This window comes from Lentzea flava, assembly GCF_014648475.1.
Taxonomy (GTDB): domain Bacteria; phylum Actinomycetota; class Actinomycetes; order Mycobacteriales; family Pseudonocardiaceae; genus Lentzea; species Lentzea flava.
Map to the genome: position 1 here is coordinate 151,478 of NZ_BMRE01000002.1, position 24,404 is coordinate 175,881.

Here is a 24,404-nt window from a genome sequence, read left to right on the forward strand (position 1 = left end):
CGCGGGTAGCCACAGCTCATGGAAGACAGCTACGTGACGTTCCTAGTGCTGGGGATCGTCCTGGTCGTCATCGACGGCCAGCTGATCTACCACAGCGGCAGGGGTTATCTGAAACGCGCCTACGACGACGAAGAAGCCACCTCGATGATCCGGCTCGCGGTGGTGTTGTTCCACCTCGTCGTGCTGGGCTTGCTCGCGCTGGTGTCGCTCATCAGCGTCGAGACCGGAAACGCCACCAAGGATGTCGTGATGAAGCTCGGCATCGTCCTCTTGCTGCTGGCACTGGCTCACGGCGTCACGATGGCGATCCTGGCCAGGATTCGGGACCGCCAGCTCCAACAGCAGCTCGCGGACCAGATGGCGGAGGAGCACCGCATCTACGAGGAGCGGCACGCTCACGTCGGCGAACCGCGACCCGCACCCAAGATCGAGTCGCCTTACTCAGCCCCGTAACGGGCGCGCACGGCGTCCAGTGCCTCCCCCTCACTGGCGCCGAGCGACCGAGCGACGGCGACGAACTCCGCCGCGGCGGCGGAGAGCGGGTCCGGTGAATGCGAAGGCAGGGCAGCCACGACGGTGCCCTGCCTTCGTCCTGTCGTGAGGACGCCGTCGGTCTCCAGCTCGCGGTACGCCCGCGCGACGGTGCCGGCGGCGAGTCCGAGGTCGGCGGCGAGCTGGCGGATCGTCGGCAACCGCGACCCGACCGGCAGCACGCCACCGCTGATCAACCTCATCAGCTGGTCGCGGACCTGACGCCACGGCGCGACGCCGTTGTCGACGTCGACGACGATTCGGGGAGCGGTCACCGGTTGATCTTCGTCGGCAGCGGCTTGGTGTGGGCCATCGCGATCCACGCGAGGATCCCGATGAACCCCCACTTCCCCGGGATCAGCACAGCGGCCACCGCCGCGCCGAGACCGGCCGACACGTGCACGCTGCGGGTGCGCAACGCCATGTCGACCTGCTGGTCGCCGGTGGCAGGACGGGCGACCGCCGCCCAGGTGATCACCGCGACCGCCGCCACGGACACCCCGAGCCACAACACGCGCTGCCACTCCTGCTGGAGGCAGAGGTGGACCAGGACGCCGAGGACGATCACGATGTACGAGATCAACACACCCTTCGCCGCGATGTCGGTGAGCCCGCGCGGGACGAGTGACGCCACCCGCTGGGCGCTGCGCGGTGGCCGCAACGCGATCAGCTCGGCGAGCAGCGCGCCACCGAGCACGATGATCACGAGGCGGGTCATGTCGCTGTCGAACTCCGGGCCGAACGCACCGGCCACGTAGATCCACGGGTAGAGCAGCCGGCGCTTCCGCAGGTAGCGCACGGCGTCCGTGACCTGCGCCTCCGTGGGATCGGGCACCTGCCACTTCTTCAGCAGACGCTTGCCCGTCGACGGCGTCGGCCAGAGCATCATCGTCAGCACCAGGCCGATGGCGCCCATGATCACAACGGTCCAGGCCCACTCGGCCATCGCGCCCCCAAACTTTGTACCAACCCCTCGACACAATAACTCACACTGGAGTCGTAGACGACGTCATTCCGTGGCGCGACGCGCGGAAGTTCGACCCGCACCTAACCTTGTCCAGTGCGGCGGTTCAGCCTGTGGATGAAGGCTCACCCGGCGTTCGGGGACTCCCTGATCGCCGGGCTTTTGCTGATCTTCGACATGGCGGTCGCGGTCTCCGCGGTCGACCGCGGGGTGTCGTTCTCCGCGTACCTCGCCGTCACACTCCTGATGCTCGGGCCGCTGCCGTTCCGGCGCTACCACCCGCTCGGCACCAGCTACCTGATCCTCGCGGGCGGGTTCCTGCAGCTCTTCACGCACGGCGGCGAGAGCGGCATACCGGTCCGGATGTCGGACTTCGCGCTGGCCATCGCGCTGTACACGCTCGTCGCGTACATCGGCCGCAGGTCGGCGTTGATCTACTCGGGCTGGCTGCTCGCTGGCACGCTGCTGTGGGCGGTCTTCCAGATCGCCGAGATCCAGGCCGTGTTCCTGGTGTTCATGGTCTTCGTGATCTTCGGCTTCAGCTGGGCGATGGGCGAGTTCATCGGGGCCCGCCGCGCCTACCAGAGCGAGCTGGAACAACGCCTCAAGCTGCTCGAGACCGAACGCGACCAGCAGGCGAAGATCGCGGTCGGCGAGGAGCGCTCCCGGATCGCCCGCGAGCTGCACGACGTGGTCGCGCACGCGGTGAGCGTCATGATCGTCCACGCGGACGGGGCCGCCTACACGATCAGGACGCAGCCGGAGGTCGCCGAGAACGCGGTCCGCACGATCGCGGAGACCGGCCGCCTCGCGCTGACCGAGATGAGGCGCCTGCTGGGCGTGCTGCGCAGCGATGACGCCGAGACGCAATGGGCTCCGCAACCCGACGCACGAGGCGTCGTCGAGCTCGCCGAGAACACCCGCGCGGCCGGCGTGCCGGTGCGGCTGGAGATCTCCGGCGACGTGGACGACCTGCCCGCGGGCGTCGGCCTGAGCGTCTACCGGATCGTGCAGGAAGCGCTGACGAACACGATCAAGCACGCCGGCGCGGGCACGACGGCGTTGGTGCGCCTCGCCCGCACGCCGGAGGAGCTCCGGCTGGAAGTGATCGACAACGGCTTCGGCACACCGCACGACGTGGTCAAGGTGTCCGGCGGCAACGGACTGATCGGCATGAGGGAAAGGGCTGCGGTGCTGGGCGGCGAGTTCGAGGCGGGCCCCAACCCCGGCGGGGGCTGGCGCGTGCGGGCGAGCTTCCCGCTCGCCGCATAGGGTGATCACGTGATTCGGGTGCTGCTGGTCGACGACCAGGAACTCATGCGCATGGGCTTCCGCATGGTGCTGGGAGCGCAGGAGGACATCGACGTCATCGGCGAGGCCGCCGATGGTCTCGACGCGGTGCAGATGGCCGACAAGCTGCGCCCCGACGTCGTGCTGATGGACGTCCGCATGCCCGTGCTGGACGGTGTGGAGGCGACCAAGCGCATCACCGAGGCCGACACGGCCAAGGTGCTGGTCATGACCACGTTCGACATGGACGAGTACGCGTTGTCCGCGCTGCGCAACGGTGCCAGCGGGTTCCTGCTGAAGGACACGCCGCCGTCCGACCTGGTGTCCGCCCTGCGCGCGGTCGCGTCGGGCGACGCGGTGGTCTCGCCGTCCGTCACGAAGCGGCTGCTGGGCCGGTTCCTCGGCGACGGCGGCGGTGAGCTGCGCGACGCAGGCGTGCTGGACGTGCTGACCGAACGCGAGCGCGAGGTGCTCGTGCTGATCGCGAAGGGCCTGTCCAACACGGAGATCGCCCGCAAGCTCTTCCTGTCGGAGGCGACGGTGAAGACGCACGTCGGCCGGATCCTCGCGAAGCTGGAGCTGCGAGACCGGGTGCAGGCCGTGGTGCTCGCCTACGAGACCGGTCTCGTCCGCCCCGGCGACGCCTAGCGGTAGTCCTCCGGATCCGCGTTCACGATCGTCCCGGCGATCCGCGGCTTCACCACGTCGTCCCACCACCGGCCCCAGTCCGGCTGCGAGCCGTCGAGGTCGGTGAACCCGTACTCGCGCTTGAGCCGCCACGACGACAGGCACTGCCCGGCGAACCGCCTGCGGTTCTTGTCGGCCGCCAGGTGGGCGAGGCCGCGGCCGAGGTAGTGCGGCGTCTCGGACAGCGCGTAGTCCGGCACCTTCTCGATCGCGTCGCGCCAGTTCGCCTCGGTGACGCCGAAGGTCTCCAGCATCTGCTCGGAGCGCAGGAAGCCCGGCGTCGCCGCCACCGCCGTCACGTTCGGGTGATCTTTGAGGTCCTTCGCCAGGACCTCGCCGAACCGCCGGACGGTGTTCTTCACGGCGTCGTAGGCGAGGTTCACGAAGTACGCCTCGCCGTCCTCACCGTCGGTCACCTCGACCACGAGACCGTCGTCGGACTGGATCACGAGCGGCATCAGCTTGTGGATCGCCACGAGGTGCGACTCGACGCCGTTGCGCCACAGGTGGAGCTGCCGGTCGAGGTCGTGCTCCCAGAACTTGCCCCACTCGACGAGGTTCTCGCCGCCCCAGGCGTTGTCGACGAAGATGTCGAGCTTGTCGATCCGCGCCGCGAAAGCGTCCACATCGGACGGATCGGTGAAGTCGCACCTGATGGCGATTCCCTCGCCACCGGCCTTGGTGACCAGGTCCGCGGTGTCCTCGATCGTCTCGGACCGGCCGACCTCGGACTGCTGCGTGCGCGTCGTGCGACCGCCGACGAACACCGTCGCCCCCGCCGCGCCCAGCTCGACCGCGATCGCCCGGCCCGCACCCCTCGTGGCGCCCGTGACGACCGCGACCTTCCCGCTCAGATCGGGTTCACTTCTTGGCGACACGGCGGATTCCCCTTCCCTCGTGCCAGGACAGGACGATCATCTCGTCGCCCTCGACGGTCAGCGACACGACCTCGGTGACGTTCAGCCGGTACAGGTCGAGCTCGCCGCCCTCCGGCATCCACCCGGTGCGGTCGTAGAGGTCCTTGAGGTACTGCTCCTTGTCGGTCCAGTACTCGGCCGTCCCGCTGATCTTCGCGTCACCTCCCGCGGTCATCGAGGCCGTGGTCGTGGTGCAGTGCAACGAAAATCGCGGATCGCGGCGCAGATCACGCGACTTCAGCGAGTCGAGCATCATGCCGACCCACAGCTCACCGTGCGCGAAGTCCGGCTCCACACCGCTGATCCGCGGCGAGCCGTCCTTGCGCAGAGTCGCGATCAACGCGTGCCGGTCCACGGCGAACCTGCTCTCCGCGAACGCGGCCAGGTCGGGCTGTTCAGCCGTGAACTCGGCCCAGGTGGCCATCAGCGCATCCCCTCCAGCACCAGATCGATGTCTTCCTCCATGCGTGCCAACAGCTCCCCGCGTGGTCGTACCGACCAGTCCATCGCGATCCCGTACACCAGCGCGGCCAGCACGCGAGCCGCGTTGGGCGGCAGGTCTTCCGCCGCGCACAGGACCTCCAGCTCCGACTCCAGCACCGCGTAGTGCCGAGCCAGCAACGCCCGCAGTTCGGGGTCGATCAGGTCGACGCCCAGCTGCGCGAGGTTGTTCGTCGCGACGACGGGATCGGCCAGCCGGTCGAACCAGGTCAGCAACGCCTCGCGCACGGTGCCCGCCTCGCGCATCCGGCGGGTGACCTCCTCGGTCCCCGCTCGGGTCAGCGCCTGCAGCAGGCCGCTCTTCGACCCGAACCGCTTCGCCACCGCGCCGACCGACACCCCGGCCTCCGCCGCCACGTCCGCCACCGTGAACTCCGGTCCGCGCCGGTCGATGACCGTCGCGGTTGCACTGAGAATCCGCTCGTCGGAGATGGTGCGAGGCCGTGCCACCCGATTAGTGAACCACAATTCACTAACCTTCGCATAGGGTGGCTCCACGTGAACTGGAGACCGCGCCTGGTCGCGTTGGACATCGACGGAACCCTGACCACTGTCGGCTCGAACGACATCTCACCTGCAGTGAAGGCGGCCATCACGCGAGTGGCGGAACACGGCACTCATGTCGTGCTCTGCACCGGCCGCAGCATCGTCGGCACCACACCCATTGCCCCGCAGCTGCCCACATCGCTGGCGCTGTGCGCGAACGGCGCCGTGTGGTGGAACCCGGTGAGCGACGAGATCCTCAAGCACACGACGTTCGAACCTGGCCCGACGATCAAGACGCTGCAGGCGCTGCTGCCCGGCTCGGTGTTCGCGGTCGAGCAGACCGGCGTCGGCAGCCTCTCGCTCGGCGAGTTCCTGCCGGGCGACCTGTGGGGCGTGGTCACTCCTGCGTCGTTCGACGAGATCGCCGCCACCCCGACCGCCCGGCTGGTCATGCGCTGGCTCGACCACACACCCGCAGAGCTGGCGTTCGCCGTGCGGGAGCTGGAACTGCCGGGTGTCTCGTGGCACGTCGACCACACCGAGGCATGGATGACCGTGGTGCCGCCGGACGTGACGAAGGGCCGGGCGCTGGAGGAGCTGCGCGTCTCGCTCGGCATCGACGCCGAGGACACGCTCGCGATCGGCGACGGGTCCAACGACGTCGAGATGCTGCAGTGGGCCGCGCACGGCATCGCGATGGGTCAGGCGCCGGTGACCGTGCAGGAGGTGGCCGACGAGGTCACCGCGACCGTGCTGGAGGACGGCGCGGCGGTGGCGTTGGAGCGGTTCTTCCCCGCCTAGACACAGGCCTGGACGGTCTCGCGCAGCCAGCGCTGCGCGGGGTCGGCGTCGAGCCGGGCGTGCCAGCGCATGCGGACCTCCACCTCGGGCAGATCCGCGCTGATCGGGAACCAGCGCAGGGTGCCGGGGTACTGCTCGGCGAGTCGGCGGGAGGCGAGGCCGACGTAGTCGCTCGACGCCACCAGCTGGACGGCCGCGGAGTAGAAGGGCACGACCGCCGCGACGTGCCGGTGCAGGCCCGCGGCTTGCAGCGCCACGTCCAGCGGGCCGCGCACCCTGCCTCGACGCGACACCGACACGTGCGGGTAGCGGCAGAGCTGCCGCAGCGTCGGGCGATTCCCGAGTGGGCTGTCAGCGCGGACGATGCCGACCATCCGTTCGCGGAAGAGCACGACGGACCGGATGTCGGACTCGGTGTCGTCTCCGGCGCCGATGTCGAGGTCGACGGACCCGTCCCGCAACGCCTCGGCGCTCTCGTCGCCCTCGGCCACGAACCGCAGCACCACGCCGGGCGCCTGCGCGGCCACGGCCTTGACCAGCGGCGTCACCACACCTTCCGCCACCCGGATGGTGAACGTCCGCCGCAGCTCGCCGGGGTCGAGCTCCTTGGCGTTGATCAACGCGGAGGCCTCGTCGAGCAGCGAGCGGACCCTCGGTGCGACGCGCAGCGCGTACGGCGTCGGTGCCATCCCCCGGCCGGCGCGGACCAGGATCGGGTCGTTCATCGCCCGCCGCAGCCGTGCCAACGCCCTGCTGGTCGCCGGGATGGACAGGTGCAGGCGCTCGGCGGCTGTGGTGACGCTGTTGTCCTGCAGCAGTGCGTCGAACACGCGCAGGAGGTTCAGATCGAGCTGGTCCGGCATGTTTGCATCGTATGCAACTCAACCTTGCTGAAGTTGCGTGGCACGAAAGCCTGGCCGGTTTCTAGCGTCGTGACCATGACCTTTGAAGCGAAGCTGACCGCGTTCATGCTCATCAAGGCCACGCCGAAGTGGCTGTCCCTCACCGTCCCGCAGCGGTTCGAGGCGTTCGAGACCGAGATCCTGCCCGTGCTGCGGGAGAAGGTCGACGGCGTGCGATCGCGCTTCTACGACACGGAGTTCTACTCGGTGCGGGTGAGCGACGTCTGGGTGTGGGAGGCGCGCGACCACGAGTCGTACCAGCTGCTCGTGGACGCGCTGCGGGAAACCCCGTTCTGGGACCACTACTTCGAGGTGGTCGATGTGCTGGTCGGCGTGGAGGACGCGTACGCCAAGAACAACGGCCGAGAGCCCGTCGCCACCGTCTAGTCCGAGATGTTCACCCTGGCGACGACCTTGTCGACCTTGACCCTGACCACCATCTCGCCGGGCACGCCGTTGCGTTCGGCGTAGCGGTCGGCCTGGTCGTCGCCCATGTACCGCGCGGCGGTGCGCCCCGCCCAGTACTTCAGCTGATCGGGATCCTCGTCCACCTGGGCGCGGCCCGTGATGGTCACGAAGTTGAAGGGCGGGGTCTCGTCGTCGAAGCAGAGGGCGACCCGGCCGTCGCGCAGGATGGACTTGCCCTTGATGGTGTCGCGGGAGGTCAGGAAGACGACGTCAGGACCGTCGAGGTCCACCCACACCGGGGCGACGTGCGGGCTGCCGTCCTTGCGGGTGACGGCGAGTTTGCCGGTGCGGGCGGGCTTGGCCAGCACGAACTCGCGCCACCAGCCTTCTGGAGCTTCGGTGTAACCCATGAGAAGCATTCAACTACGACTCAGGTAGCGGCACCGGACGACTGAAGTTGACGGTGGCCGCAGACCGCTGGGCGATGTGGCGGACCCCCTCGGAGCAGGAGAGTTGTGCCTGTCACCGAGAGGGGAACGCTGATGATCGAGGCAATCGGCCTCACCAAGAGATACGGCAGGACGGTCGCGGTCGACGACCTGTCGTTCACCGTCCAACCTGGACGGGTGACCGGGTTCCTCGGTCCGAACGGCGCCGGCAAGTCCACCACGATGCGGATGATCCTCGGGCTCGACCGACCGACGGCAGGCCGCGTGCTGATCGACGGGAAGCCCTACACCGAGCTCCACCGTCCACTGCGGACGGTGGGTGCCCTGCTGGACGCGAAGTGGGTCCACCCCAACCGGTCGGCGCGGTCGCACCTGAAGTGGCTCGCCGTCTCCAACGGGCTGCCAGCGAGGCGCGTGGACGAGGTGCTGGAGGCGGTCGGCCTCACGCAGGTGGCCGGCAAGAAGGCCGGCGGGTTCTCGCTCGGCATGTCGCAGCGGCTGGGGATCGCGGCGGCACTGCTCGGCGACCCGAAGGTGCTGCTGTTCGACGAGCCCGTCAACGGCCTGGACCCCGAGGGCATCCTCTGGATCCGCACGTTCATGCAGAACCTCGCCGCCGAGGGCCGCACGGTCCTGGTGTCGAGCCACCTGCTGTCCGAGATGGCGCTGACGGCGAGCGAGCTCGTGGTGATCGGCAAGGGGAAGCTGATCTCGCAGAGCAGCACGGCGGAGTTCATCGACCGCTCGACGGGGAACTCCGTTCTGGTGCGCAGCCCCCAGCTCTTCAAACTCGGGCCGTTGTTGGTGGACAAGGGCTTCACGGTTCGTGACGGCGCGGACGGTGCGTTGTCCGTATCGGGTGCAACGAGTGACCAGATCGGGGACATCGCCGCAGCCAACGGTGTCGTTCTGCACGAGCTGAGCCCGCAGCGCGGCTCGCTCGAAGAGGCGTTCATGCAGCTGACCGGCGATGCTGTCGAGTACCACGCAGAGATCGGGAAGTGAGTGGCGATGACCCTGTTGGCAGTTGAGAGAATCAAGCTCTTCTCGACCCGTTCGCCCTACTGGTGCACGGCGCTCGCCCTGGTCCTGGGTGTCGGTCTCACCGCGATCATCGCGGGGACGACGGAGAAGGGCCAGATGTCCATCGGCCTGACGCAGTTCGGCAGCAGCCAGCTCGCGCTCGCCGTCGTGCTGGTCATGTCGGCGCTCGCGGTCACCACCGAGTACCGCTTCAACACCATCCGCGCGACGTTCCTCGCGGTGCCGAGCCGCACGTCCGCGCTGGTGGCGAAGACCGTCGTGGTCGCGTTCATCGCCGCCGCTCTCGGCGAGATCATCGCGTTCGGCTCGTGGGGCCTCGCGAAGGTGATGTCGCCGACGTCGGACCTCGCAATCAACACGGGCGCCGAGTGGCGGCACGTCGCGGGTGTCGGGCTGCTGTACGGGATCGGCGCGGTCCTCGCGATCGCGGTCGGCATCCTGGTCCGCCAGACCGCCGGTGCCGTGGCCATCCTGCTCGTGTGGACCATGCTGCTCGAAGGCCTGATCGGGATCATCCCGAAGGTCGGCATCAAGATCCAGGCGTGGCTGCCGTTCCAGAACGCCAACCACTTCCTGGCCCTGGGCGGCGGCAACACCGCGGAACAGCCGGGTGCGGGCATCGACTTCAAGCTGAGCCAGTGGGGATCGCTGGCCTACTTCGCCGGCATCGCGGTCGCGTTGCTGGTGGTCGCGCTGGTCGTCGCGAAGCGCCGCGACGCGTGACCGGTTCCGAATAAAGGGGGAGCGGGACGCAGGCCGTCCATCGGGGGGACGGCCTGCGTCCCGATCAGTTCTTCGAGTGAACGGGAGAGGCCATGATCCAAGCAGTGCGGTTGCGCAAGCACTACGGCCGGACGAAGGCCGTGGACGACCTGTCGTTCATCGTGAAACCCGGTCGTGTGACGGGCTTCCTCGGCCCGAACGGCGCCGGCAAGTCCACGACCATGCGGATGATCCTCGGCCTCGACACCCCCACCGGCGGTGACGTCACGATCGACGGGAAGCACTACACCGAGCTCAAGCAGCCGCTGCGCAAGGTCGGCGCGTTGCTCGACGCGAAGTGGGTGCACCCCAACCGTTCCGCGCGCTCGCACCTCAAGTGGATGGCCGTCTCCAACAAGATCCCGGTCAGCCGCGTCGACGAGGTGCTGGAGATCGTCGGCCTCAGCGAGGTCGCGCACAAGAGGGCCGGCGGGTTCTCGCTCGGCATGGCCCAGCGGCTCGGCATCGCGGGCGCCCTGCTCGGCGACCCCGAGGTGCTGCTGTTCGACGAGCCGGTCAACGGTCTCGACCCCGAGGGCATCCTCTGGATCCGGCAGTTCATGCACCGGCTCGCGGACGAGGGCCGCACGGTGTTCGTGTCGAGCCACCTGCTCTCGGAGATGGCGCAGACCGCCCAGGACCTCATCGTGATCGGCAAGGGCCAGCTGATCGCGCAGACGACCACCGAGCAGTTCATCAGCGACGCCACCCAGGACCACGTCCGGGTGCGGTCACCGCACGCGGGGAAGCTGCGCGAGATCCTCGCGGCCAGTGCGACGGTCACCGAGGACGCGGTGGACGGAGCCCTTGTGGTGCACGGCATCCCGGCTCCGCAGATCGGCGAGATCGCGGCGGAGAACCAGATCGTGCTGCACGAGCTCAGCCCTCAGCGCGGGTCGCTGGAGGAGGCCTTCATGCAGCTCACCAAGGAGTCGGTGGAGTATCACGCGCACTGACGACCGGCTTGGGCCGCCGGGACCTGATGGCGGGCAAGGCGATCAGCAGTCCGGTCATCACCGCGGTTCCACCCGCCACGGCCGCGACGAACGGCAACCGGTCCTTCATCTCGACGACCGGCTGCACCGGACGCTGGGCGGCGAGCGTCGGAGTCGGTTGCGCGGTCGACGGTTTCGGCGGCGGCAGCAGCGGGTTGCGTTCCACCGGCGGCAACTGCGCGGTGAGCGCACCCACGGGGTTGACCATGCCGAACCCGGTCGTGGCGTCGCGGCCGGGTTCCGCCATGTCCTGCGCGGTCTTGATCAGCGCGTTGACGACGTCCTTGGCCGGCATCTCCGGGTGCTTCGAGCGGACCAGCGCGGCCACCCCGGACACGATCGCCGACGCCGCGCTCGTGCCGTCCATTTCGGCGTATCCGCTGGCGTAGACGCTTTCCGGCGCGGCGGTGACGATGCCTTCCGCCGGTGCCGCGAGCACGGTGTCCGCGCCGACGTTGGACGACTTCCACGGCTTGCCCTCGCGGTTCGTGCCCGCGACCGCGATCACACCGCCGATGTTGGCGGGCGCGGAGACCTCCTTGCCTTCGTTGCCGGTGGCGGCGACGAGGACGACGTCCTTCTCGATCGCGTAGTTCACGGCCTTGACCAGGCTCGGCGTCATCGAGCTGGAGAAGCCCAGCGACATGTTGACGACCTTGGCGCCGTGGTCGGCGGCCCACCTGATGCTCTCGGCGACGACGTCGAGGGAGAACTGCTCCTTATCCGCGCTCGCGATCGGGAGGATCTTGGCGCCGGGCGCGATGCCGAGCGCGCCGCCGTTCTTCCCGGTCGCGGCGATGATCGCGGCCATCCCGGTGCCGTGGCCGTCGGTGTCGGTGGTGCCGTCGGTGCCCTTGGAGCTGCCGAAGCCCGTCCCGGGCAAGACGCGTCCCGCGAGGTCGGGGTGCTTGGCGTCGACGCCGGAGTCGATCACCGCGACGACCACGCCGTCACCACGGGCCTGGTCCTGCGCCGAGTAGATGTCGAGGGCGTCGAGGTGCCACTCCTGTTCCTCGATCGTCTGCGCGGCGAGCAGCAGGGGCAGCGCGACAGCGAGCGCGGGGAGCAGGGGCACGTTTCCTACATCGTGTTTCCACGCCGAGGCGCAACGTGCCCGGGGTCACACGTTGCGTAAGGGAGCTGTTAACAAGCCGTGAAAAGGGGCGTTGCGGACAACACCGGCGTTTGGAGTCGCGTTCAATGGGGTTATCCCCGCTGCGGAGGTGGCCAGTGGTCCGTGTCGAAGCAATGCTCGGCCTCGAGTGGGCAAGCGCGCTCGAAGCTCCCAACCCTGCCGAAATCGCCCTCACCCCTGCAGATGCGCGCCGTTCCTGGGTGAACCGCGCGAACGAGAACGAAGTGCTCACGATGTACCGCGCGGTGCGCGCCGTCGAGGACGCGCCAGCCCCGTGGTGGCTGCGCGCGCTGGACCGCGGCCGGCTGCGCTCCCGTGCCGAAGGTCACGCCGTCGAGGACGCGGTGACCGAGTTGCTCTCGTCACGTCCCGGCTGGGTGTTCGTGCCCTGGGTCGACCTCGGCGAGGTCGGGTACTGGGAGTTCGTGCCGTCGGAGAGCGGTGTCTACGGACCCGCCACCCCCACGACCGTGCAGTTCACCGACTCGCACCGCGGGTTCGTGCACCTGTTCCCGGCCCACCGCGGGCCCGGCCACGCCCACCCGATCGACTTCACGGTCGCCGACCTGCGTGACCAGATCGAGGACATCGAACTGATTGCCTAGACTGTCCGGTCGTGACCAGGCCTGAGTTCCACCGTTCCATCGTCAGCTTCGTCCAGCGCGGCGAGCGCATGACGGTGGGTCAGCAGCGTGCCTGGGACACGTACTGGGAGAAGATGGGCAACGACGTGAAGTCGCTGCCGGAAGGCCCCGTCGACTTCACGTCGTGGTTCGGCCGCTCCGCGCCCGTGCTGCTGGAGATCGGGTCCGGCATGGGCGAGACGACCTCACAGCTCGTGGCCGCCGCGCCCGAGCTGAACTACGTGGCCGTCGAGGTCTACAAGCCGGGCCTCGCCCAGTTGCTGCTGCGCGCCGAGCACCTCGGCGGGCTGGACAACCTGCGCGTGCTGCGCGGTGACGCCGTCGACCTGCTCACCGACCACGTCGCACCCGCGTCGCTGCACGGCGTGCGGATCTTCTTCCCGGACCCGTGGCCGAAGAAGAAGCACCACAAGCGCCGGCTCGTGCAGCCGGAGTTCGTGGCGCTGGTCGCGTCGCGGCTGGAGCCGGGCGGTGTGCTGCACCTCGCGACGGACTGGGAGCACTACGCGGAGCAGATGCTCGAGGTGTGCTCCGGCGAGCGGCTGCTGACCAACATGTACGACGGCTGGGCGCCTCGTCCGGACTGGCGGCCCGTCACGAAGTTCGAGCAGCGGGCCGTGAACGAGGGCCGCGTTTCCCACGATCTGATGTTCAAGCGGAACGACCTCACCTGATCGAGGTCTCAAGCTGGGGGTTCGGCCACTACGGGTCTAACTGTCACCCCATCGGGTGGCGGGTGTTGATCACCCGAAATGCCCCGAGTGGCAGTGACGCGTGAAGCCGTTCCGGCCTTAGGTTTCCGCTCCGTGACCCCCGACGTCCTCCCTGTCGCGGAGGAGTTCGTCCGCATGTTCCACGCGGCGCACTCCGACGCAGGCTCGCTGTCCGCCCGCATCGCCCAGGTGCGCGCCGAGATCGCCGAGACCGGAACCTACCGCCACACCACGAACGAGCTCGCGTACGGCGCGCGGATCGCGTTGCGAGACTCCGGCTGGTGCACTTCGGGTGTTCCCTGGCGACGCCTGAAAGTCCGCGATCTGCGGGGCTATCGCAACGCCGCCGCTGTCGCCGGCGAATGCGTCGAGCACCTGCGACTGGCGACGAACGGCGGTGAAATCCGGCCGCTGGTAACGGTTTTCGCGCCGGACGCGCCCGGATCGCCGGGTCCGGTGATCTGGAACGAACAGCTGATCCGGTACGCCGGGTACGCCGACGGGATGGGGGACCGTCGCTACACCCAGTTCACCGAAACCATGCAGGGCATGGGATGGCGGCCGCCGGCGCGCCGCTCGCGCTTCGACTTGCTGCCGCTGGTGGTGGAGACCCAGCACGAGGGCCCGAGGCTGTTCACGCTGCCGTCCGAGATCGTGCACGAAGTCCCGCTGGAACACCCGACGTTGCCGTGGTTCGGCGAGATGGGCCTGCGCTGGCACGCGGTTCCGGTCATCTCGAACATGCGGCTGTCGATCGGTGGCGTGAACTACCCCGCCGCGCCGTTCAACTCCTGGTTCGTGGGCGCCGAGATCGGCACTCGGTCACTGGCAGAGGAAGGCGCTTACGGTGTGGCACGCGAAGTCGCCGAGGCGTTGGGTTTGGACACTTCGTCCGAACGCACGCTGTGGCGGGACTTCGCGACCGTTCACCTGAACGCCGCAGTGCTGCACTCGTTCGACAAGGCGTCCGTGACCATCACGGACCACCACGCGGAGGCGCTGCACAGGCTCGCGTGGCTGCGCTCCCGCCAACGTCCTTCCGCGGCCAGGCCCGCGTTCCGCCTGGACCCGGCCGCCGCCGCCCGTGCTCGTACCGGTGCGCCCGCACGGTTCACCGCCGCGCTGGACGAGACCCGTCCGCAACCGACCAGCAGGCTGGCGGAACTGCTCCGCCAGCAACACTCCCTGACCAGCGTCTGACTTCCCCATCACACGCTGGCGTGCGAGTTTTCCCTAACGCTGTGCCTACCTCTGGGAGTCGATCATCACGCCCGACAGGGCCATCAGCGCAAGGACCAACAGGCCGACCACAGCGGCGGCCCAAGTGAACACAACTGACAACATGGCGTCCTCCGTTTTCCCCGACTTCCGCTCTTCCAGAGTCCGTGACCGGGGCGTGATCCGGCATCCGCCGGGAGGGTATTTCCGCAGGTCGCCCACTCAGCCTTCTGGCTGATGCCGGGTGAGCCTGCGGTCGGACGCGGAATCAGACTCCCGGCTTTACCGTGTACCGGGTGGAGAGCACGGATCTGAACTGGCGGTTGCTCGCCAAACGCCAGTGGCCGCTGGCGCTCTCGCTCACCGCGATCGCCCTGTTGGAAACCAATGCGATCACTACCGGTCCCGGCTGGTGGCAGGTACCGGGTGTCGTGGTGATCTGCGTGATCGCCGTGCTGGCGCCCTGCAGGCCGTTCGACGCGGCGCTGGCGCTGACGTTCGCAATCGCTTGCACGGCCGTCTACATGCGGCTTCTCGGCGTGGCCATCACGCCGCACTTGTTCTGGAGCGGCTCGAACATCTCGATGACGGGCGCCGCGATGGCGACCATCGCGATCCTCGTGCGCGAGGCCTCCCGCGCTCGTGCGGTCGTGGGAACCGTGCTGGTGCTCGCCGCGATGGCGGCCGCGGAGGTCCTCGGCTGGCCGATCGTGGCACCGGTCGCGTACGACGAGTGGAGCCCGGACGCCTTCAACTACTCGATCGCCGCTGCCGTCCTGCTCATCATGGCGGTGGGCACCGGGCTGTACTTCCGGGCCCGCGACAACGAACGCTCGTCTCAACTGGCGGCGTCCGTCGCGGCGGCGCAGAACGCGGAGCGAATGGCGTTGGCGCGCGAACTGCACGACGTCGTGGCGCATTATGTGACGGCGATCGTCGTGCACGCCCAGGCAGGTCAGTTGAGTCGTGAGGCGGCCGAGCAGGTGCTGCCGACCATCGAGTCGTCCGGCTACGAGGCGTTGACCGCGATGCGGCGGCTGGTCGGGACGTTGCGCGACGGCGAATCCGCCGGTCCGGCCGCGTCTTCGTCGCTGGTGGACGACGTCCGCGCGCTCGCGGAGGAGTCCGGGCTGCCGGTGCGGCTGTCGTTCGACCTGCAGGACGCGGTGCCGCAGGAACTCGCGCGCTCGGTGCTGCGGCTGGTGCAGGAATCCCTCACCAACACCCAGAAGCACGCCGCCGCGGTGTCCTCAGTGGACGTCTCGCTGTCCTCGCGGGACGGTTCGCTGTTCCTGACGGTGTCCGACGACGGGATCGCATCCGGCGTTCCCGTTGGCGGATCGGGAGGTTACGGGCTCGTGGGCATGCGCGAGCGCGTGGAACTGCTGGGTGGCACGTTCTCCGCAGGCCGACGCGAACCGACCGGGTGGACGGTTCGCGCCGAACTGCCGCTTGCCTAGTACTCGTCCTACTGTTTAGCGGTCGTCGCGAATGACGTCGAACTCCTGCGTCATCTCGACATCGCTGAACTGGTCGTCGTTCTGAGGGTCGATGTCGGCCACTGATGCCTCCGCATGATCACGCCCGTACCCGTGCAGGCGTGATCATGCCAACTCAGCGCCGAGTCGGCGGCTTGGGGGTGGCGGGCTTCTGCGCGCGCCGGAAGTCTCCACAGGACGTGCTCGGCTTCTTCGACATGATCATGTGACGTCGCCGGAGCCGCCGGGGTTGCCTCGGAGGCACGAAAGGCCCGCCGGGTAGTGCTCGACGGGCCCCTCGGTTGGGGAGAAGTCTGAATCGGGGCGGACCCTGGGGGTCGGCCCGCACCCGACGGCGACAGGATTCCCACTCGATGCGGACTATGCATGCTTGTGAGCGGCATCACAGTGGCAGGATTCCCCGCATGTCACTGCGCCTGCACGCCCCGGTGGTCCTGCCCTGCGACCCGTCCTGCTCCGTGTTGCGCGACGCGGTCGTGGACGTCGTCGACGGCCGGATCACGTACGTGGGTGGTGCTGCCGAGGCTCCCGCCTTCGACGGCGAGGTCCGGCAGCTCTCCGGAATCCTGCTGCCCGGTCTGGTGAACACCCACGCGCACAGCCCGATGACGGTGCTGCGCGGCCTGGGCTCCGACCTCCCGCTGCTGCGGTGGCTGCAGGAGCAGATGTGGCCGAACGAGGCGCGGATGACCGCGGCCGACGTCGGCACGGGCATGCTGCTGGGCGCCGTGGAGATGCTCCGGCACGGCGTCACCACCTCGGCCGAGATGTACTTCCACGGCCCCGAGCTGGTTTCGTCCGTGCGGGCCGCCGGGTCACGGGTGGTGTTCGGCGCGGCGATCCTCGACGTGCCGGGGATGTCCTGGCGGTCGATGACCGACGAGATCTCCGCCTGGATCGACGCGGACGGGCTGCTGTCCGCGGACGGGCGGATCGAGCTCGCGTACGGGCCGCACTCCGCCTACACGCTCTCGCCCTCGCAGCTGACCTCGATCGCCCAGGAGGCACGCGCTCGCGGGGCGCTGCTGATGGTGCACGTCGCCGAGTCGCCGTTCGAGGACGAGGCGCAGCGGGCGGAGTACGGATCGGTTCCGGCGTTGCTGAAGGCCTCGGACGTGCTGGGTGGGCGGGTTTTGTCCGCGCACTCGGTTCATCTGTCCGATGACGACATCGCCCTGTACGCGTCGTTCGGCGTCGGCGTGGCGCACTGCCCCGGCTCGAACGCCAAGCTGGCCTCGGGGATCGCGCGGGTGCCGGAGATGCTGGCCGCCGGTGTCTCGGTCGGACTCGGGACGGACGGGCCCGCGTCCAACGACGACCTGGACCTGTTCGAGGAGGCACGGCTGGCCGGGCTGTTCGCTCGGGTGTCCAAGATGGACGCGACGGTGCTCGGGGCGGCGCAGGCGTTGCTGATGGCGACCCGCGGTGGAGCCGCGGCTCTCGGCCGGGACGACATCGGCGCGTTGGAGGCCGGCCGCTGGGGCGACGTCGTGCACGTCGACGCCGACGACCCGGCGTTCGCGACCGGGCTGGACGCGCCGGACGCGCAGCTGCTGGCGAACCTCGTGTGGGCGTCCGGGGCTCGCCGGGTCACCGACGTCTGGGTGGGCGGCGAGCACGTCGTGGCCGGCGGGGAGTCCACGCGGGTCGACAGGCAGGAAGCCCAGGCAGGCGTGACGGCGGTGGCCCAGCGGCTGCGGACCGCCTGATCAACGCGGTCGCGGGCGCACCACGAGCTCGGTGATGTGCGCGTCGGGCGTCGCCAGCACGGCGGACGCCACGGCGCGCCCCACCGAGGCCGGGTCGAGGTACTGCGTGGCGTCGTACTCGCCACCCTCCTGGCGCCGCACCTCGCGCTGCATCGGCGTGTCGGTCCGGCCGGGGAACACCGAGGTCACGCGCAACGACGGTTCGTCGGCGCGCAGGGCGTCCGCGTAGGCGCGGAGAGCGAACTTCGAGGCCGCGTACACGCCCCAGCCGGGGTTGGCGCGCAGGCCGGCGCCCGAGTTGATCAGCACCACGTGGCCGGAGGACGCGCGGAGCTGGGGCAGCAGGAGGCGGGTCAGCTCGGCGACCGCCACGACGTTGAGCTCGAACGTCTGGCGCCACACGTCGGCGGACGCCTCGCCCAGCGGGCCGAGCAGGGCGACTCCGGCGCTGTGCACCACGACGTCCAGGCGCGCGATGTGGGCGATGTCGGCTGACGCGAGGTTCGTCAGGTCGAACGGCCAGGCCTCGGCGCCGGGGAGTTCCGCTGCCAGCAGGGACAGGGACGTTTCGTCGCGTCCGCCTAGCAGGAGATCGTGGGTTGGGGCCAGACTGCGGGCGATGGCCGAGCCGATTCCGCTGGATGCCCCGGTGACGAGGGCGACCGGACGATCACTCATGGGGGAACCGTAACGTGCCTCGAAAGTTGATCTTGCCGTATCTGTGCCTGCTCTACTTCATCAACTACCTGGACCGGGTGAACATCGGGTTCGCGGGGCCAAACGGGATGTCGGAAGAGCTCAAGCTCTCGGCGACGGTGTTCGGGTTCGCGTCCGGCGTGTTCTTCATCGGCTATCTGCTCCTGGAAGTGCCGAGCAACCTGGCGTTGCACAGGTTCGGCGCGCGCAGGTGGATCGCCCGGATCATGATCAGCTGGGGGATCGTCGCCTCGGCCATGGCGTTCGTGCCCAACGGGACCGTGCTGATCGTCCTGCGGTTCCTGCTGGGCGTGGCGGAGGCCGGGTTCTTCCCTGGGATCATCCTGTACCTGACGTACTGGTTCCCGCAGCAGGAGCGGGCGCGGATCGTCGCGCTGTTCATGGTGGCGGTGCCGATCTCGACGTCGCTCGGGGCCACGCTCAGCGGGTTGCTGATCCAGTGGACGGACTGGCGCACGATGTTCCTGATCGAGGGCCTGCCGGCGATCGCGCTGGCGTTCGTCACGTGGTTCTGGTTGCCGGACAGGCCGGAGGAGGCCGTCGAAGAGCCGCAGAAAGAGCACTGGCCACTGCGCAAGGCTCTGACGCACCCGCGGATCCTGGCGTTGAGCTTCGTGTACTTCGGGATCGTGTACGGGCTGTACACGCTGGGGTTCTTCCTCCCGACGATCATCAAGGGGCTCGCGCCGGGAGCGGGCATCGTCGAGCGCGGGTTGATCAACGCCATTCCGTACGTTCTCGGTGCGGTCGCCATGGTCCTGTGGGCCAGGCACGGAGACCGCACCGGAGAACGGAAGTGGCACGTTGCCGCGCCGATGTTGCTGGGAGGCGTGGCGATCCCGGTCGCGTTGTACCTCGAAAACCCCGTTGCGGCGATGGTCGCGGTCTCGGTGTGCGCGATCGGTGTCTGTGCTGCTCTGCCCACGTTCTGGGCGCTCCCGACGAGTTTCCTCGGTGGTACGGCTGCTGCGGGCGGGATTGCCCTGATCAACTCGTTGGGGAACGTGAGCGGGTTCGCCGCGCCCTACGTCACCGGGTGGCTGCGAGACCTCACCGGAACCCAGAAGACCGGACTGTGGGTCGTCGGCGTCACGATGGTCAGCGCTGCCGTGGTGGCGCTGGTTCAGCGAGCGGGAGCGGAGAAGGTGTAGAGCGCTTCGTAGCGCACGGAGGTCTGAGCACCTTCGGTGCACCCACCGGCGGGCGCGAGGCCGCCCTTGGTGGCGAGACGCTGGACGTAGCTGATGCCGGCGAACACGCCGGTGCCCCTGGTCAACTTGGCTTTCAGCAGGAGTTCGGGCACCGCGCCAGGAACCTCGTTGCGGGCACCGTCGACGGGAGCGGCCTCGACCGCGCTGCCGTCCACAGTGGACACCCAGATCGGGCCGCGGGTGTGCAGGGCGACCGCCCTGCCGAGCCGGTCCGCCAGGGTGGCGGCGGGTTCGAGGCCCTTCCAGGCTCCGGCGGTGCAGATGTAGGTCTGCACGCCCCTGGCGTAGAACTTGGCGACAAGCTTGTTGCCGGGCGGGACCTGGACGGCGGGCGCGACCTGCGCTTCGGGTCCGTTCATCTCGGCGGGAGTTGGCATGGCGGTCGAGGCGGCGCCACCTGTCGCGACGACTGACAGAGCTGTTGCGACGAACACCAGCCGAGCTCGTTTCATTGACCCACTCCTAATGGACAGACAGTGCGACGTATCTTCGTTGTCCGGGTGCAGCCATCAGAGGATACGGCCTGATGGCTGCACCGGGTCAAACGACTTCGAGGAGTGATCGGGCGAGCACAGTCAGTCGCAGATGCGGCGACGGTCCTTGCGCCAGACGACCGCGACGGACGGACGCGGCTGCGACGTGCCACCGTCCGGCCAGTGCGACTGCGGGTTGTTCGCCGACGCACCGTCGATCTCGCCGGGGTGCTGCACGGACACCAGGACGAAGTCGTCGGTGATGACCGGGCCGCACGTCTCCGCGCCCCTGGGCACGGTGAGGAACTGCTTCACCTGACCGCGGCGCTTGCCCTCGACCGGCACCGCGAACAGGCCGTCGTTGGACTTCAGCGCGTTGCCGTCGGTGGAGATCCACAGGTTGCCGCGCGAGTCGAACGCGACGTTGTCCGGGCAGGAGATCGGGCTGACCTGCGATTTGTCGAATCCGCCGAAGTAGGTGCCTGGGTCGGTCGGGTCACCGCAGACCAGCAGCAGCTTCCACGAGAACGTGGTGGCCGTGTTGTCGCTGCGGCGCTCCTCGATCTCCAGGATGTGGCCGTGCTTGTTGTTGACCCGCGGCGCGATCTCGGTCGGACCTTCCTTGCCCGGCTTGCCGCGGTCGGTGTTGTTGGTGAGCGCGGCGTAGATGCGGCGGTTCTTCAGCGACGGCTCGACGTCCTCCGGGCGGTCCATCTTCGTGGCGCCCACCTTGTCGGCGGCGAGGCGGGTGAAGACGTAGACCTCCTCGGCGGTGAAGCCCTCGACGAACGACTTGTCGTTGTGCGCCAGCGGAATCCACTGACCGGAACCGTCGAACTCGCCGTCGGACGGCAGCTTGCCGGTGCCGTCGATCTCGGCGGCCGGGCTGTCGCCGGTGAACTTCGCGACGTAGAGCGTGCCCGAGTCGAGCAGGCGCTTGTTGTGCTCGCGGGCGAACTTCGAGTTGCCCGGCCGGTAGCACTCGTCCGACACGAACTTGTACATGTAGTCGAAGCGCTCGTCGTCACCCATGTACGCGACGACACGGCCGTCGCGAGCGATGATGACGTTCGCGCCCTCGTGCTTGAAGCGGCCGAGCGCGGTGTGCTTGACCGGCGTCGAGGTCGGGTCGAGCGGGTCGATCTCGACGATCCAGCCGAAGCGGTTGGCCTCGTTGGGCTCCTGCGCGAGGTCGAAGCGCTTGTCGAACCGCTCCCACTTGCGCGTGGTGGCACCGCCGGACATGCCGTACCGGGCGAGACGCGCCTTCGTGGTGGCGTCGGCGACCTGACCGCCGTTGGCGAAGTACTGGTTGAAGTTCTCCTCGCCGGACAGGATCGTGCCCCACGGCGTGACGCCGCCGGAGCAGTTGTTCTGCGTGCCCAGCACGACCTTGCCGCTCGGGTCGGCTGAGGTCTTGAGGTACTTGGAGCCGGCTGCCGGGCCACGCACTTCGAACGGCGTGGTCAGCGTGATGCGGCGGTTGTACTTGCGGCGGTCCTTGGACGGCACCAGCTGGCCGGAGCGGTGGTCGCGCTCGACCTGGACGACCGACAGGCCGTGCGCGGCCCACGCGATCTTGACCTGCTCCTCGGTCGGGTTGTTCGCGTCCCAGTTCTTGAACATGAACTCTTCGGACGTGTACTCGTGGTTGCTCACCATGAGCCAGCGGTCCCAGCCCGGCAACGGCACCAGGCCGCAGAAGTCGTTGTTGAACCCGAACTGCTTCGCCTGGGCGGCGGCGGTCTGGTTGTCGAAGTCGAACTTCGGCGCGTCCGCCAGCACCGGGTCGCCCCAGCGGATGACGACGTCGGACTGGTAGCCCTTGGGCACCACGAGCTCGTCGAGGGTGTTGGGCTGCACCGGCTCGAAGTTGAGTCCGTCGCGGTCGCGGCCGAACTTCAGGTCGAGGTCGAGGTCGAGGTCGACGTCCGCGGGGGCGGCAGCGGCCGCGCCGGAGAACGCGAGCGCGCCGGCACCGGCGGCCGCGACGACCGCACCGGCCTTGAGCATGCCGCGGCGGCTCACGACCTCCTTGACGACGTCGCCGAAGTACGCGTTGTCCGAGGTGTTGGGAGCCTCGTGCGAACACGCGTTGCCGCAGCGGTACTGGCAGGTGACTGCCTGGCGCCCGAGCGGGTGGTTCGTCGGGAGCAGGGGCAGCAGACGGCGGCCCCGATCGGTGGGTGAAGACACGCAGGCCTCCGAGATCGGTCAGTGTGGGAACTGGCCGAACCTAAGAGCCCAACGAGATCGCCTGCCGTCCACGAGGTGAACGGCAGGCGAACACGCGCTACGCCCGAACGACCGGGCAACGCTGGGTGATCAACCGATTTCACCCAGCGTACGACGGCCCTTGCGCCACACGGCGACGACCGACGGCCGAGGTTGCGAACTGCCCCCGTCCGGCCAGTGGGAAGCCGGTTTGTCCGCACTTGCCCCGTCCACCTCACCGGGGTGCTGCACGCAGACCGTGATGACCCGCTCGCCGATCACCGGACCGCACGTCTCACCGCCCTTCGGCACCGTGAGGAACAGCTTCAGGTGGCCGCGTTCCGGTCCCTCCAGCGGCACGCCGTAGAGGCCGTCGTTCAGCCCGTCGAGCTTGCCGTCGGCGTCCGTGGAGATCCACAGGTTGCCGTGGCGGTCGAACGCCAGGTTGTCCGGGCTGGAGATCGGGCTGACCTGCGACTTGTCGTAGCCGCCGAAGTACGTGTTGGGGTCGTTGGGGAAACCGCAGACGAGGAACAGGTCCCAGTTGAACGTCAGCGCGAGCGCGTCGTTCCTGCGCTCGGTCAGCTCCAGCACCTGGCCGTGCCGGTTGTTGATCCTGGGGTTCGGCTCGGTCGGGCCTTCCTTGCCCGCGGTGACGCCGCGTTCGACGTTGTTGGTGAGCGCGCAGTAGACGACACCGGTGCGCGGGTGGCACTGGATGTCCTCCGGACGGTCCATTTTGGTCGCACCGACCTTGTCGGCGGCGATGCGCGTGAAGACGTAGACCTCTTCGGCGGTCATGCCCGGCACGAACGACTTCTTGCCCGCCGCCAGCGGGATCCACTCGCCGGTGCCGTCGAACTTGCCGTCGCTTGGCAGCTTTCCGGTGCCGTCGATCTCGGACGCCGGACTGTCGCCTTTGAACTTCGCGACGTAGAGCGTGCCGTCGTCGAGCAGCGTCATGTTGTGGCGGCGCGCGGCTTTGCTGTTGCCGTGCTTGATCTTGCCGTTCGAGATGAACTTGTAGATGTACTCGAACCGCTCGTCGTCACCCGAGTACGCGACCACCCTGCCGTCGTCGGCGACGCGGATGTTCGCGGTCTCGTGCTTGAAGCGGCCGAGGTGCGTGTGCTTGACCGGGGTGGAGTCCGGGTCGTGGGGGTCGAGCTCGATGATCCAGCCGAACCTGTTGACCTCGTTGGGCTCCTGCGCGAGGTCCCAGCGCTTGTCGAAACGCTCCCACTTGCGCGTGGTCGCGGTGCCGGTGACGCCGTAGCGGGTCAGGCGCGGGTCGTTGCGTCCGGCGGCGTTGGCGAAGTACTGGTTGAAGTTCTCCTCGCCGGACAGGATCGTGCCCCACGGCGTGACGCCGCCGGAGCAGTTGTTGATCGTGCCGAAGACCTTCGTGCCGGTCGGGTCCACAGAGGTCTTCAGCAGGTCACTGCCCGCGGCCGGACCGCGCACCTCGAACGGCGTGTTGAGGGTGATCCGGCGGTTGTACCTGCTGAAGCGCGGCCGGTAGTGCCCGGAGAAGAGCGAGCGCTTGATCATGAACACCGAGAGGCCGTGCGCGGCCCAGGCGATCTTCGCCTGCTCCTCGGTGGGGTTGTTCGCGTCGTAGCCGCGGAACATGAACTTCTCGCTGGTGTACTCGTGGTTGGTGACCATGATCCCGGTCAGTTCCAACGGGTCCAGCGGCAGGATCGCGGCGAAGTCGCAGTTGAAGCCGAACTGTTTCTCCTGCTTCGCGGAGGTCTGGTTGTCGAAGTCGAACTCCGGCACGCCGGGGAAGAGCGGGTCGCCCCAGCGGATCACGACGCCCTGCTCGTACCCCTCGGGGATGACGACCTCGTCCTTGGTGTTGACCTCGACGGGCTTGAAGTCGAGTCCCTTGGGTGGGCGGCCCTGGGACTCGGGTGCGGCGGCCGCGGTCGCCGGGAGCGCCACGGTGGCGGCGGCTGCCACGACAGCACCGGCCTTCAGTGCGGTGCGACGGCTGACGAGGTCGCCGAAGTAGGGGTTGTCCGAGGTGTTCGGGACGTCGTGGAAGCACGCGTCACCGCAGCGGTACTCGCAAGTCACCGCTGCTCTGCCGACCCTGTGGTTGACAAGCGGCAGTGGGATCATGGTGGAG

26 protein-coding genes are annotated in these 24,404 nt (G+C 68.6%); 14 read left to right on the forward strand and 12 right to left on the reverse strand.

Annotated features, from left to right (window positions below; all coding sequences use genetic code 11):
- Window positions 1-18: 18 nt before the first annotated feature.
- Window positions 19-453: a hypothetical protein gene (locus IEZ09_RS04905; RefSeq protein WP_189252359.1), complete on the forward strand. Its 435-nt coding sequence runs from the start codon at window positions 19-21 to the stop codon at window positions 451-453.
- Here IEZ09_RS04905 and IEZ09_RS04910 read toward each other — a convergent pair.
- Window positions 438-806, reverse strand: coding sequence for a GntR family transcriptional regulator (locus tag IEZ09_RS04910; RefSeq protein ID WP_229812249.1), 369 nt, complete (start codon window positions 804-806; stop codon window positions 438-440). The genes IEZ09_RS04905 and IEZ09_RS04910 overlap by 16 nt on opposite strands.
- Entirely contained in the window at window positions 803-1,477 is a 675-nt protein-coding gene (locus IEZ09_RS04915; RefSeq protein ID WP_189252360.1) for a hypothetical protein, read from the reverse strand. The genes IEZ09_RS04910 and IEZ09_RS04915 overlap by 4 nt, the downstream gene beginning before the upstream one ends.
- A gap of 114 nt (window positions 1,478-1,591) precedes the next feature.
- Here IEZ09_RS04915 and IEZ09_RS04920 point away from each other — a divergent pair, with 114 nt between their 5' ends.
- Window positions 1,592-2,767, forward strand: a complete 1,176-nt coding sequence (locus IEZ09_RS04920; protein WP_308202368.1) for a sensor histidine kinase — start codon at window positions 1,592-1,594, stop codon at window positions 2,765-2,767.
- 9 nt (window positions 2,768-2,776) lie between these two features.
- Window positions 2,777-3,433 carry a response regulator gene (locus IEZ09_RS04925; protein WP_189252361.1) on the forward strand — a complete coding sequence of 219 codons (657 nt, stop codon included), beginning with the start codon at window positions 2,777-2,779 and terminating at the stop codon, window positions 3,431-3,433.
- Here the strand turns inward: IEZ09_RS04925 and IEZ09_RS04930 are convergent.
- From IEZ09_RS04930 to IEZ09_RS04940, 3 genes are read right to left on the reverse strand one after another with little or no spacing between them, the layout of a single operon-like run.
- A complete protein-coding gene (locus IEZ09_RS04930; protein ID WP_189252362.1) occupies window positions 3,430-4,350 on the reverse strand; it encodes an SDR family oxidoreductase in 921 nt (306 codons plus the stop codon). The genes IEZ09_RS04925 and IEZ09_RS04930 overlap by 4 nt on opposite strands.
- Window positions 4,334-4,813 (reverse strand): pyridoxamine 5'-phosphate oxidase family protein, encoded by a 480-nt coding sequence (locus IEZ09_RS04935; protein WP_189252363.1) that lies wholly within the window; start codon window positions 4,811-4,813, stop codon window positions 4,334-4,336. The genes IEZ09_RS04930 and IEZ09_RS04935 overlap by 17 nt, the downstream gene beginning before the upstream one ends.
- Entirely contained in the window at window positions 4,813-5,340 is a 528-nt protein-coding gene (locus IEZ09_RS04940) for a TetR/AcrR family transcriptional regulator (RefSeq protein ID WP_189252364.1), read from the reverse strand. The genes IEZ09_RS04935 and IEZ09_RS04940 overlap by 1 nt, the downstream gene beginning before the upstream one ends.
- A gap of 48 nt (window positions 5,341-5,388) precedes the next feature.
- Between IEZ09_RS04940 and IEZ09_RS04945 the strand changes: the two genes are divergently transcribed.
- Window positions 5,389-6,177 carry an HAD family hydrolase gene (locus IEZ09_RS04945; protein WP_189252365.1) on the forward strand — a complete coding sequence of 263 codons (789 nt, stop codon included), beginning with the start codon at window positions 5,389-5,391 and terminating at the stop codon, window positions 6,175-6,177.
- Here the strand turns inward: IEZ09_RS04945 and IEZ09_RS04950 are convergent.
- A complete protein-coding gene (locus tag IEZ09_RS04950) occupies window positions 6,174-7,040 on the reverse strand; it encodes a LysR family transcriptional regulator (RefSeq protein WP_189252366.1) in 867 nt (288 codons plus the stop codon). The genes IEZ09_RS04945 and IEZ09_RS04950 overlap by 4 nt on opposite strands.
- Before the next feature lie 75 nt (window positions 7,041-7,115).
- On the opposite strand from IEZ09_RS04950, the gene IEZ09_RS04955 reads away from it, so the two are divergent.
- The gene (locus tag IEZ09_RS04955; protein WP_189252367.1) at window positions 7,116-7,466 is read left to right on the forward strand and encodes a darcynin family protein; all 351 of its coding nucleotides are present in this window, start codon (window positions 7,116-7,118) and stop codon (window positions 7,464-7,466) included.
- Here IEZ09_RS04955 and IEZ09_RS04960 read toward each other — a convergent pair.
- Window positions 7,463-7,897 carry a PPOX class F420-dependent oxidoreductase gene (locus tag IEZ09_RS04960; protein ID WP_189252368.1) on the reverse strand — a complete coding sequence of 145 codons (435 nt, stop codon included), beginning with the start codon at window positions 7,895-7,897 and terminating at the stop codon, window positions 7,463-7,465. The two genes, IEZ09_RS04955 and IEZ09_RS04960, sit on opposite strands and share 4 nt — an antisense overlap.
- Window positions 7,898-8,029: 132 nt before the next feature.
- Between IEZ09_RS04960 and IEZ09_RS04965 the strand changes: the two genes are divergently transcribed.
- The 3 genes from IEZ09_RS04965 (at window position 8,030) to IEZ09_RS04975 (ending at window position 10,698) form a co-directional block, all read left to right on the forward strand.
- Entirely contained in the window at window positions 8,030-8,941 is a 912-nt protein-coding gene (locus IEZ09_RS04965) for an ABC transporter ATP-binding protein (protein WP_189252369.1), read from the forward strand.
- A 6-nt stretch (window positions 8,942-8,947) separates the two neighbouring features.
- Window positions 8,948-9,703 carry a hypothetical protein gene (locus IEZ09_RS04970; RefSeq protein ID WP_189252370.1) on the forward strand — a complete coding sequence of 252 codons (756 nt, stop codon included), beginning with the start codon at window positions 8,948-8,950 and terminating at the stop codon, window positions 9,701-9,703.
- Between the two features lie 92 nt (window positions 9,704-9,795).
- Window positions 9,796-10,698: an ABC transporter ATP-binding protein gene (locus IEZ09_RS04975; RefSeq protein ID WP_189252371.1), complete on the forward strand. Its 903-nt coding sequence runs from the start codon at window positions 9,796-9,798 to the stop codon at window positions 10,696-10,698.
- Here the strand turns inward: IEZ09_RS04975 and mycP are convergent.
- Window positions 10,664-11,812: a type VII secretion-associated serine protease mycosin gene (gene mycP, locus IEZ09_RS04980; protein WP_229812250.1), complete on the reverse strand. Its 1,149-nt coding sequence runs from the start codon at window positions 11,810-11,812 to the stop codon at window positions 10,664-10,666. The genes IEZ09_RS04975 and mycP overlap by 35 nt on opposite strands.
- Window positions 11,813-12,072: 260 nt before the next feature.
- On the opposite strand from mycP, the gene IEZ09_RS04985 reads away from it, so the two are divergent.
- The 5 genes from IEZ09_RS04985 to IEZ09_RS05005 all read left to right on the forward strand — a co-directional run bounded on the left by IEZ09_RS04985 (window position 12,073) and on the right by IEZ09_RS05005 (window position 17,655).
- The gene (locus IEZ09_RS04985) at window positions 12,073-12,477 is read left to right on the forward strand and encodes a hypothetical protein (RefSeq protein WP_189252372.1); all 405 of its coding nucleotides are present in this window, start codon (window positions 12,073-12,075) and stop codon (window positions 12,475-12,477) included.
- Between the two features lie 68 nt (window positions 12,478-12,545).
- Complete coding sequence (trmB, locus tag IEZ09_RS04990; protein ID WP_229812291.1) at window positions 12,546-13,190, forward strand: tRNA (guanosine(46)-N7)-methyltransferase TrmB; 645 nt, start codon at window positions 12,546-12,548, stop codon at window positions 13,188-13,190.
- A gap of 132 nt (window positions 13,191-13,322) precedes the next feature.
- Window positions 13,323-14,429, forward strand: a complete 1,107-nt coding sequence (locus IEZ09_RS04995) for a nitric oxide synthase oxygenase (RefSeq protein WP_268247599.1) — start codon at window positions 13,323-13,325, stop codon at window positions 14,427-14,429.
- A 314-nt stretch (window positions 14,430-14,743) separates the two neighbouring features.
- Window positions 14,744-15,907 carry a sensor histidine kinase gene (locus IEZ09_RS05000; RefSeq protein WP_189252375.1) on the forward strand — a complete coding sequence of 388 codons (1,164 nt, stop codon included), beginning with the start codon at window positions 14,744-14,746 and terminating at the stop codon, window positions 15,905-15,907.
- A 443-nt stretch (window positions 15,908-16,350) separates the two neighbouring features.
- Window positions 16,351-17,655, forward strand: a complete 1,305-nt coding sequence (locus tag IEZ09_RS05005) for an amidohydrolase family protein (RefSeq protein ID WP_189252376.1) — start codon at window positions 16,351-16,353, stop codon at window positions 17,653-17,655.
- Here the strand turns inward: IEZ09_RS05005 and IEZ09_RS05010 are convergent, their stop codons facing one another.
- Entirely contained in the window at window positions 17,656-18,333 is a 678-nt protein-coding gene (locus IEZ09_RS05010) for an SDR family oxidoreductase (RefSeq protein ID WP_189252377.1), read from the reverse strand. It lies immediately after the preceding gene.
- A gap of 26 nt (window positions 18,334-18,359) precedes the next feature.
- Between IEZ09_RS05010 and IEZ09_RS05015 the strand changes: the two genes are divergently transcribed.
- Complete coding sequence (locus IEZ09_RS05015) at window positions 18,360-19,523, forward strand: MFS transporter (RefSeq protein ID WP_229812251.1); 1,164 nt, start codon at window positions 18,360-18,362, stop codon at window positions 19,521-19,523.
- Here the strand turns inward: IEZ09_RS05015 and IEZ09_RS05020 are convergent.
- The 3 genes from IEZ09_RS05020 to IEZ09_RS05030 all read right to left on the reverse strand — a co-directional run bounded on the left by IEZ09_RS05020 (window position 19,496) and on the right by IEZ09_RS05030 (window position 24,397).
- On the reverse strand, window positions 19,496-20,035 hold the full coding sequence (locus IEZ09_RS05020; protein ID WP_189252379.1) for a DUF3455 domain-containing protein: 540 nt from the start codon (window positions 20,033-20,035) through the stop codon (window positions 19,496-19,498). The genes IEZ09_RS05015 and IEZ09_RS05020 overlap by 28 nt on opposite strands.
- Before the next feature lie 123 nt (window positions 20,036-20,158).
- On the reverse strand, window positions 20,159-22,252 hold the full coding sequence (locus tag IEZ09_RS05025) for a PhoX family protein (protein ID WP_189252380.1): 2,094 nt from the start codon (window positions 22,250-22,252) through the stop codon (window positions 20,159-20,161).
- Between the two features lie 129 nt (window positions 22,253-22,381).
- Window positions 22,382-24,397, reverse strand: a complete 2,016-nt coding sequence (locus IEZ09_RS05030; RefSeq protein WP_189252381.1) for a PhoX family protein — start codon at window positions 24,395-24,397, stop codon at window positions 22,382-22,384.
- Window positions 24,398-24,404 lie beyond the last annotated feature (7 nt).

Bases quoted from the DNA above. Each gene is read 5' to 3' on its own strand.
- IEZ09_RS04905 (WP_189252359.1), top strand. From the start codon at position 19: ATGGAAGACAGCTACGTGACGTTCCTAGTGCTGGGGATCGTCCTGGTC.
- IEZ09_RS04915 (WP_189252360.1), bottom strand. From the start codon at position 1,477: ATGGCCGAGTGGGCCTGGACCGTTGTGATCATGGGCGCCATCGGCCTG.
- IEZ09_RS04935 (WP_189252363.1), bottom strand. From the start codon at position 4,813: ATGGCCACCTGGGCCGAGTTCACGGCTGAACAGCCCGACCTGGCCGCG.
- IEZ09_RS04950 (WP_189252366.1), bottom strand. From the start codon at position 7,040: ATGCCGGACCAGCTCGATCTGAACCTCCTGCGCGTGTTCGACGCACTG.
- IEZ09_RS04955 (WP_189252367.1), top strand. From the start codon at position 7,116: ATGACCTTTGAAGCGAAGCTGACCGCGTTCATGCTCATCAAGGCCACG.
- IEZ09_RS04960 (WP_189252368.1), bottom strand. From the start codon at position 7,897: ATGGGTTACACCGAAGCTCCAGAAGGCTGGTGGCGCGAGTTCGTGCTG.
- IEZ09_RS04965 (WP_189252369.1), top strand. From the start codon at position 8,030: ATGATCGAGGCAATCGGCCTCACCAAGAGATACGGCAGGACGGTCGCG.
- IEZ09_RS04970 (WP_189252370.1), top strand. From the start codon at position 8,948: ATGACCCTGTTGGCAGTTGAGAGAATCAAGCTCTTCTCGACCCGTTCG.
- IEZ09_RS04975 (WP_189252371.1), top strand. From the start codon at position 9,796: ATGATCCAAGCAGTGCGGTTGCGCAAGCACTACGGCCGGACGAAGGCC.
- trmB (WP_229812291.1), top strand. From the start codon at position 12,546: ATGACGGTGGGTCAGCAGCGTGCCTGGGACACGTACTGGGAGAAGATG.
- IEZ09_RS05005 (WP_189252376.1), top strand. From the start codon at position 16,351: ATGTCACTGCGCCTGCACGCCCCGGTGGTCCTGCCCTGCGACCCGTCC.
- IEZ09_RS05010 (WP_189252377.1), bottom strand. From the start codon at position 18,333: ATGAGTGATCGTCCGGTCGCCCTCGTCACCGGGGCATCCAGCGGAATC.
- IEZ09_RS05020 (WP_189252379.1), bottom strand. From the start codon at position 20,035: ATGAAACGAGCTCGGCTGGTGTTCGTCGCAACAGCTCTGTCAGTCGTC.
- IEZ09_RS05030 (WP_189252381.1), bottom strand. From the start codon at position 24,397: ATGATCCCACTGCCGCTTGTCAACCACAGGGTCGGCAGAGCAGCGGTG.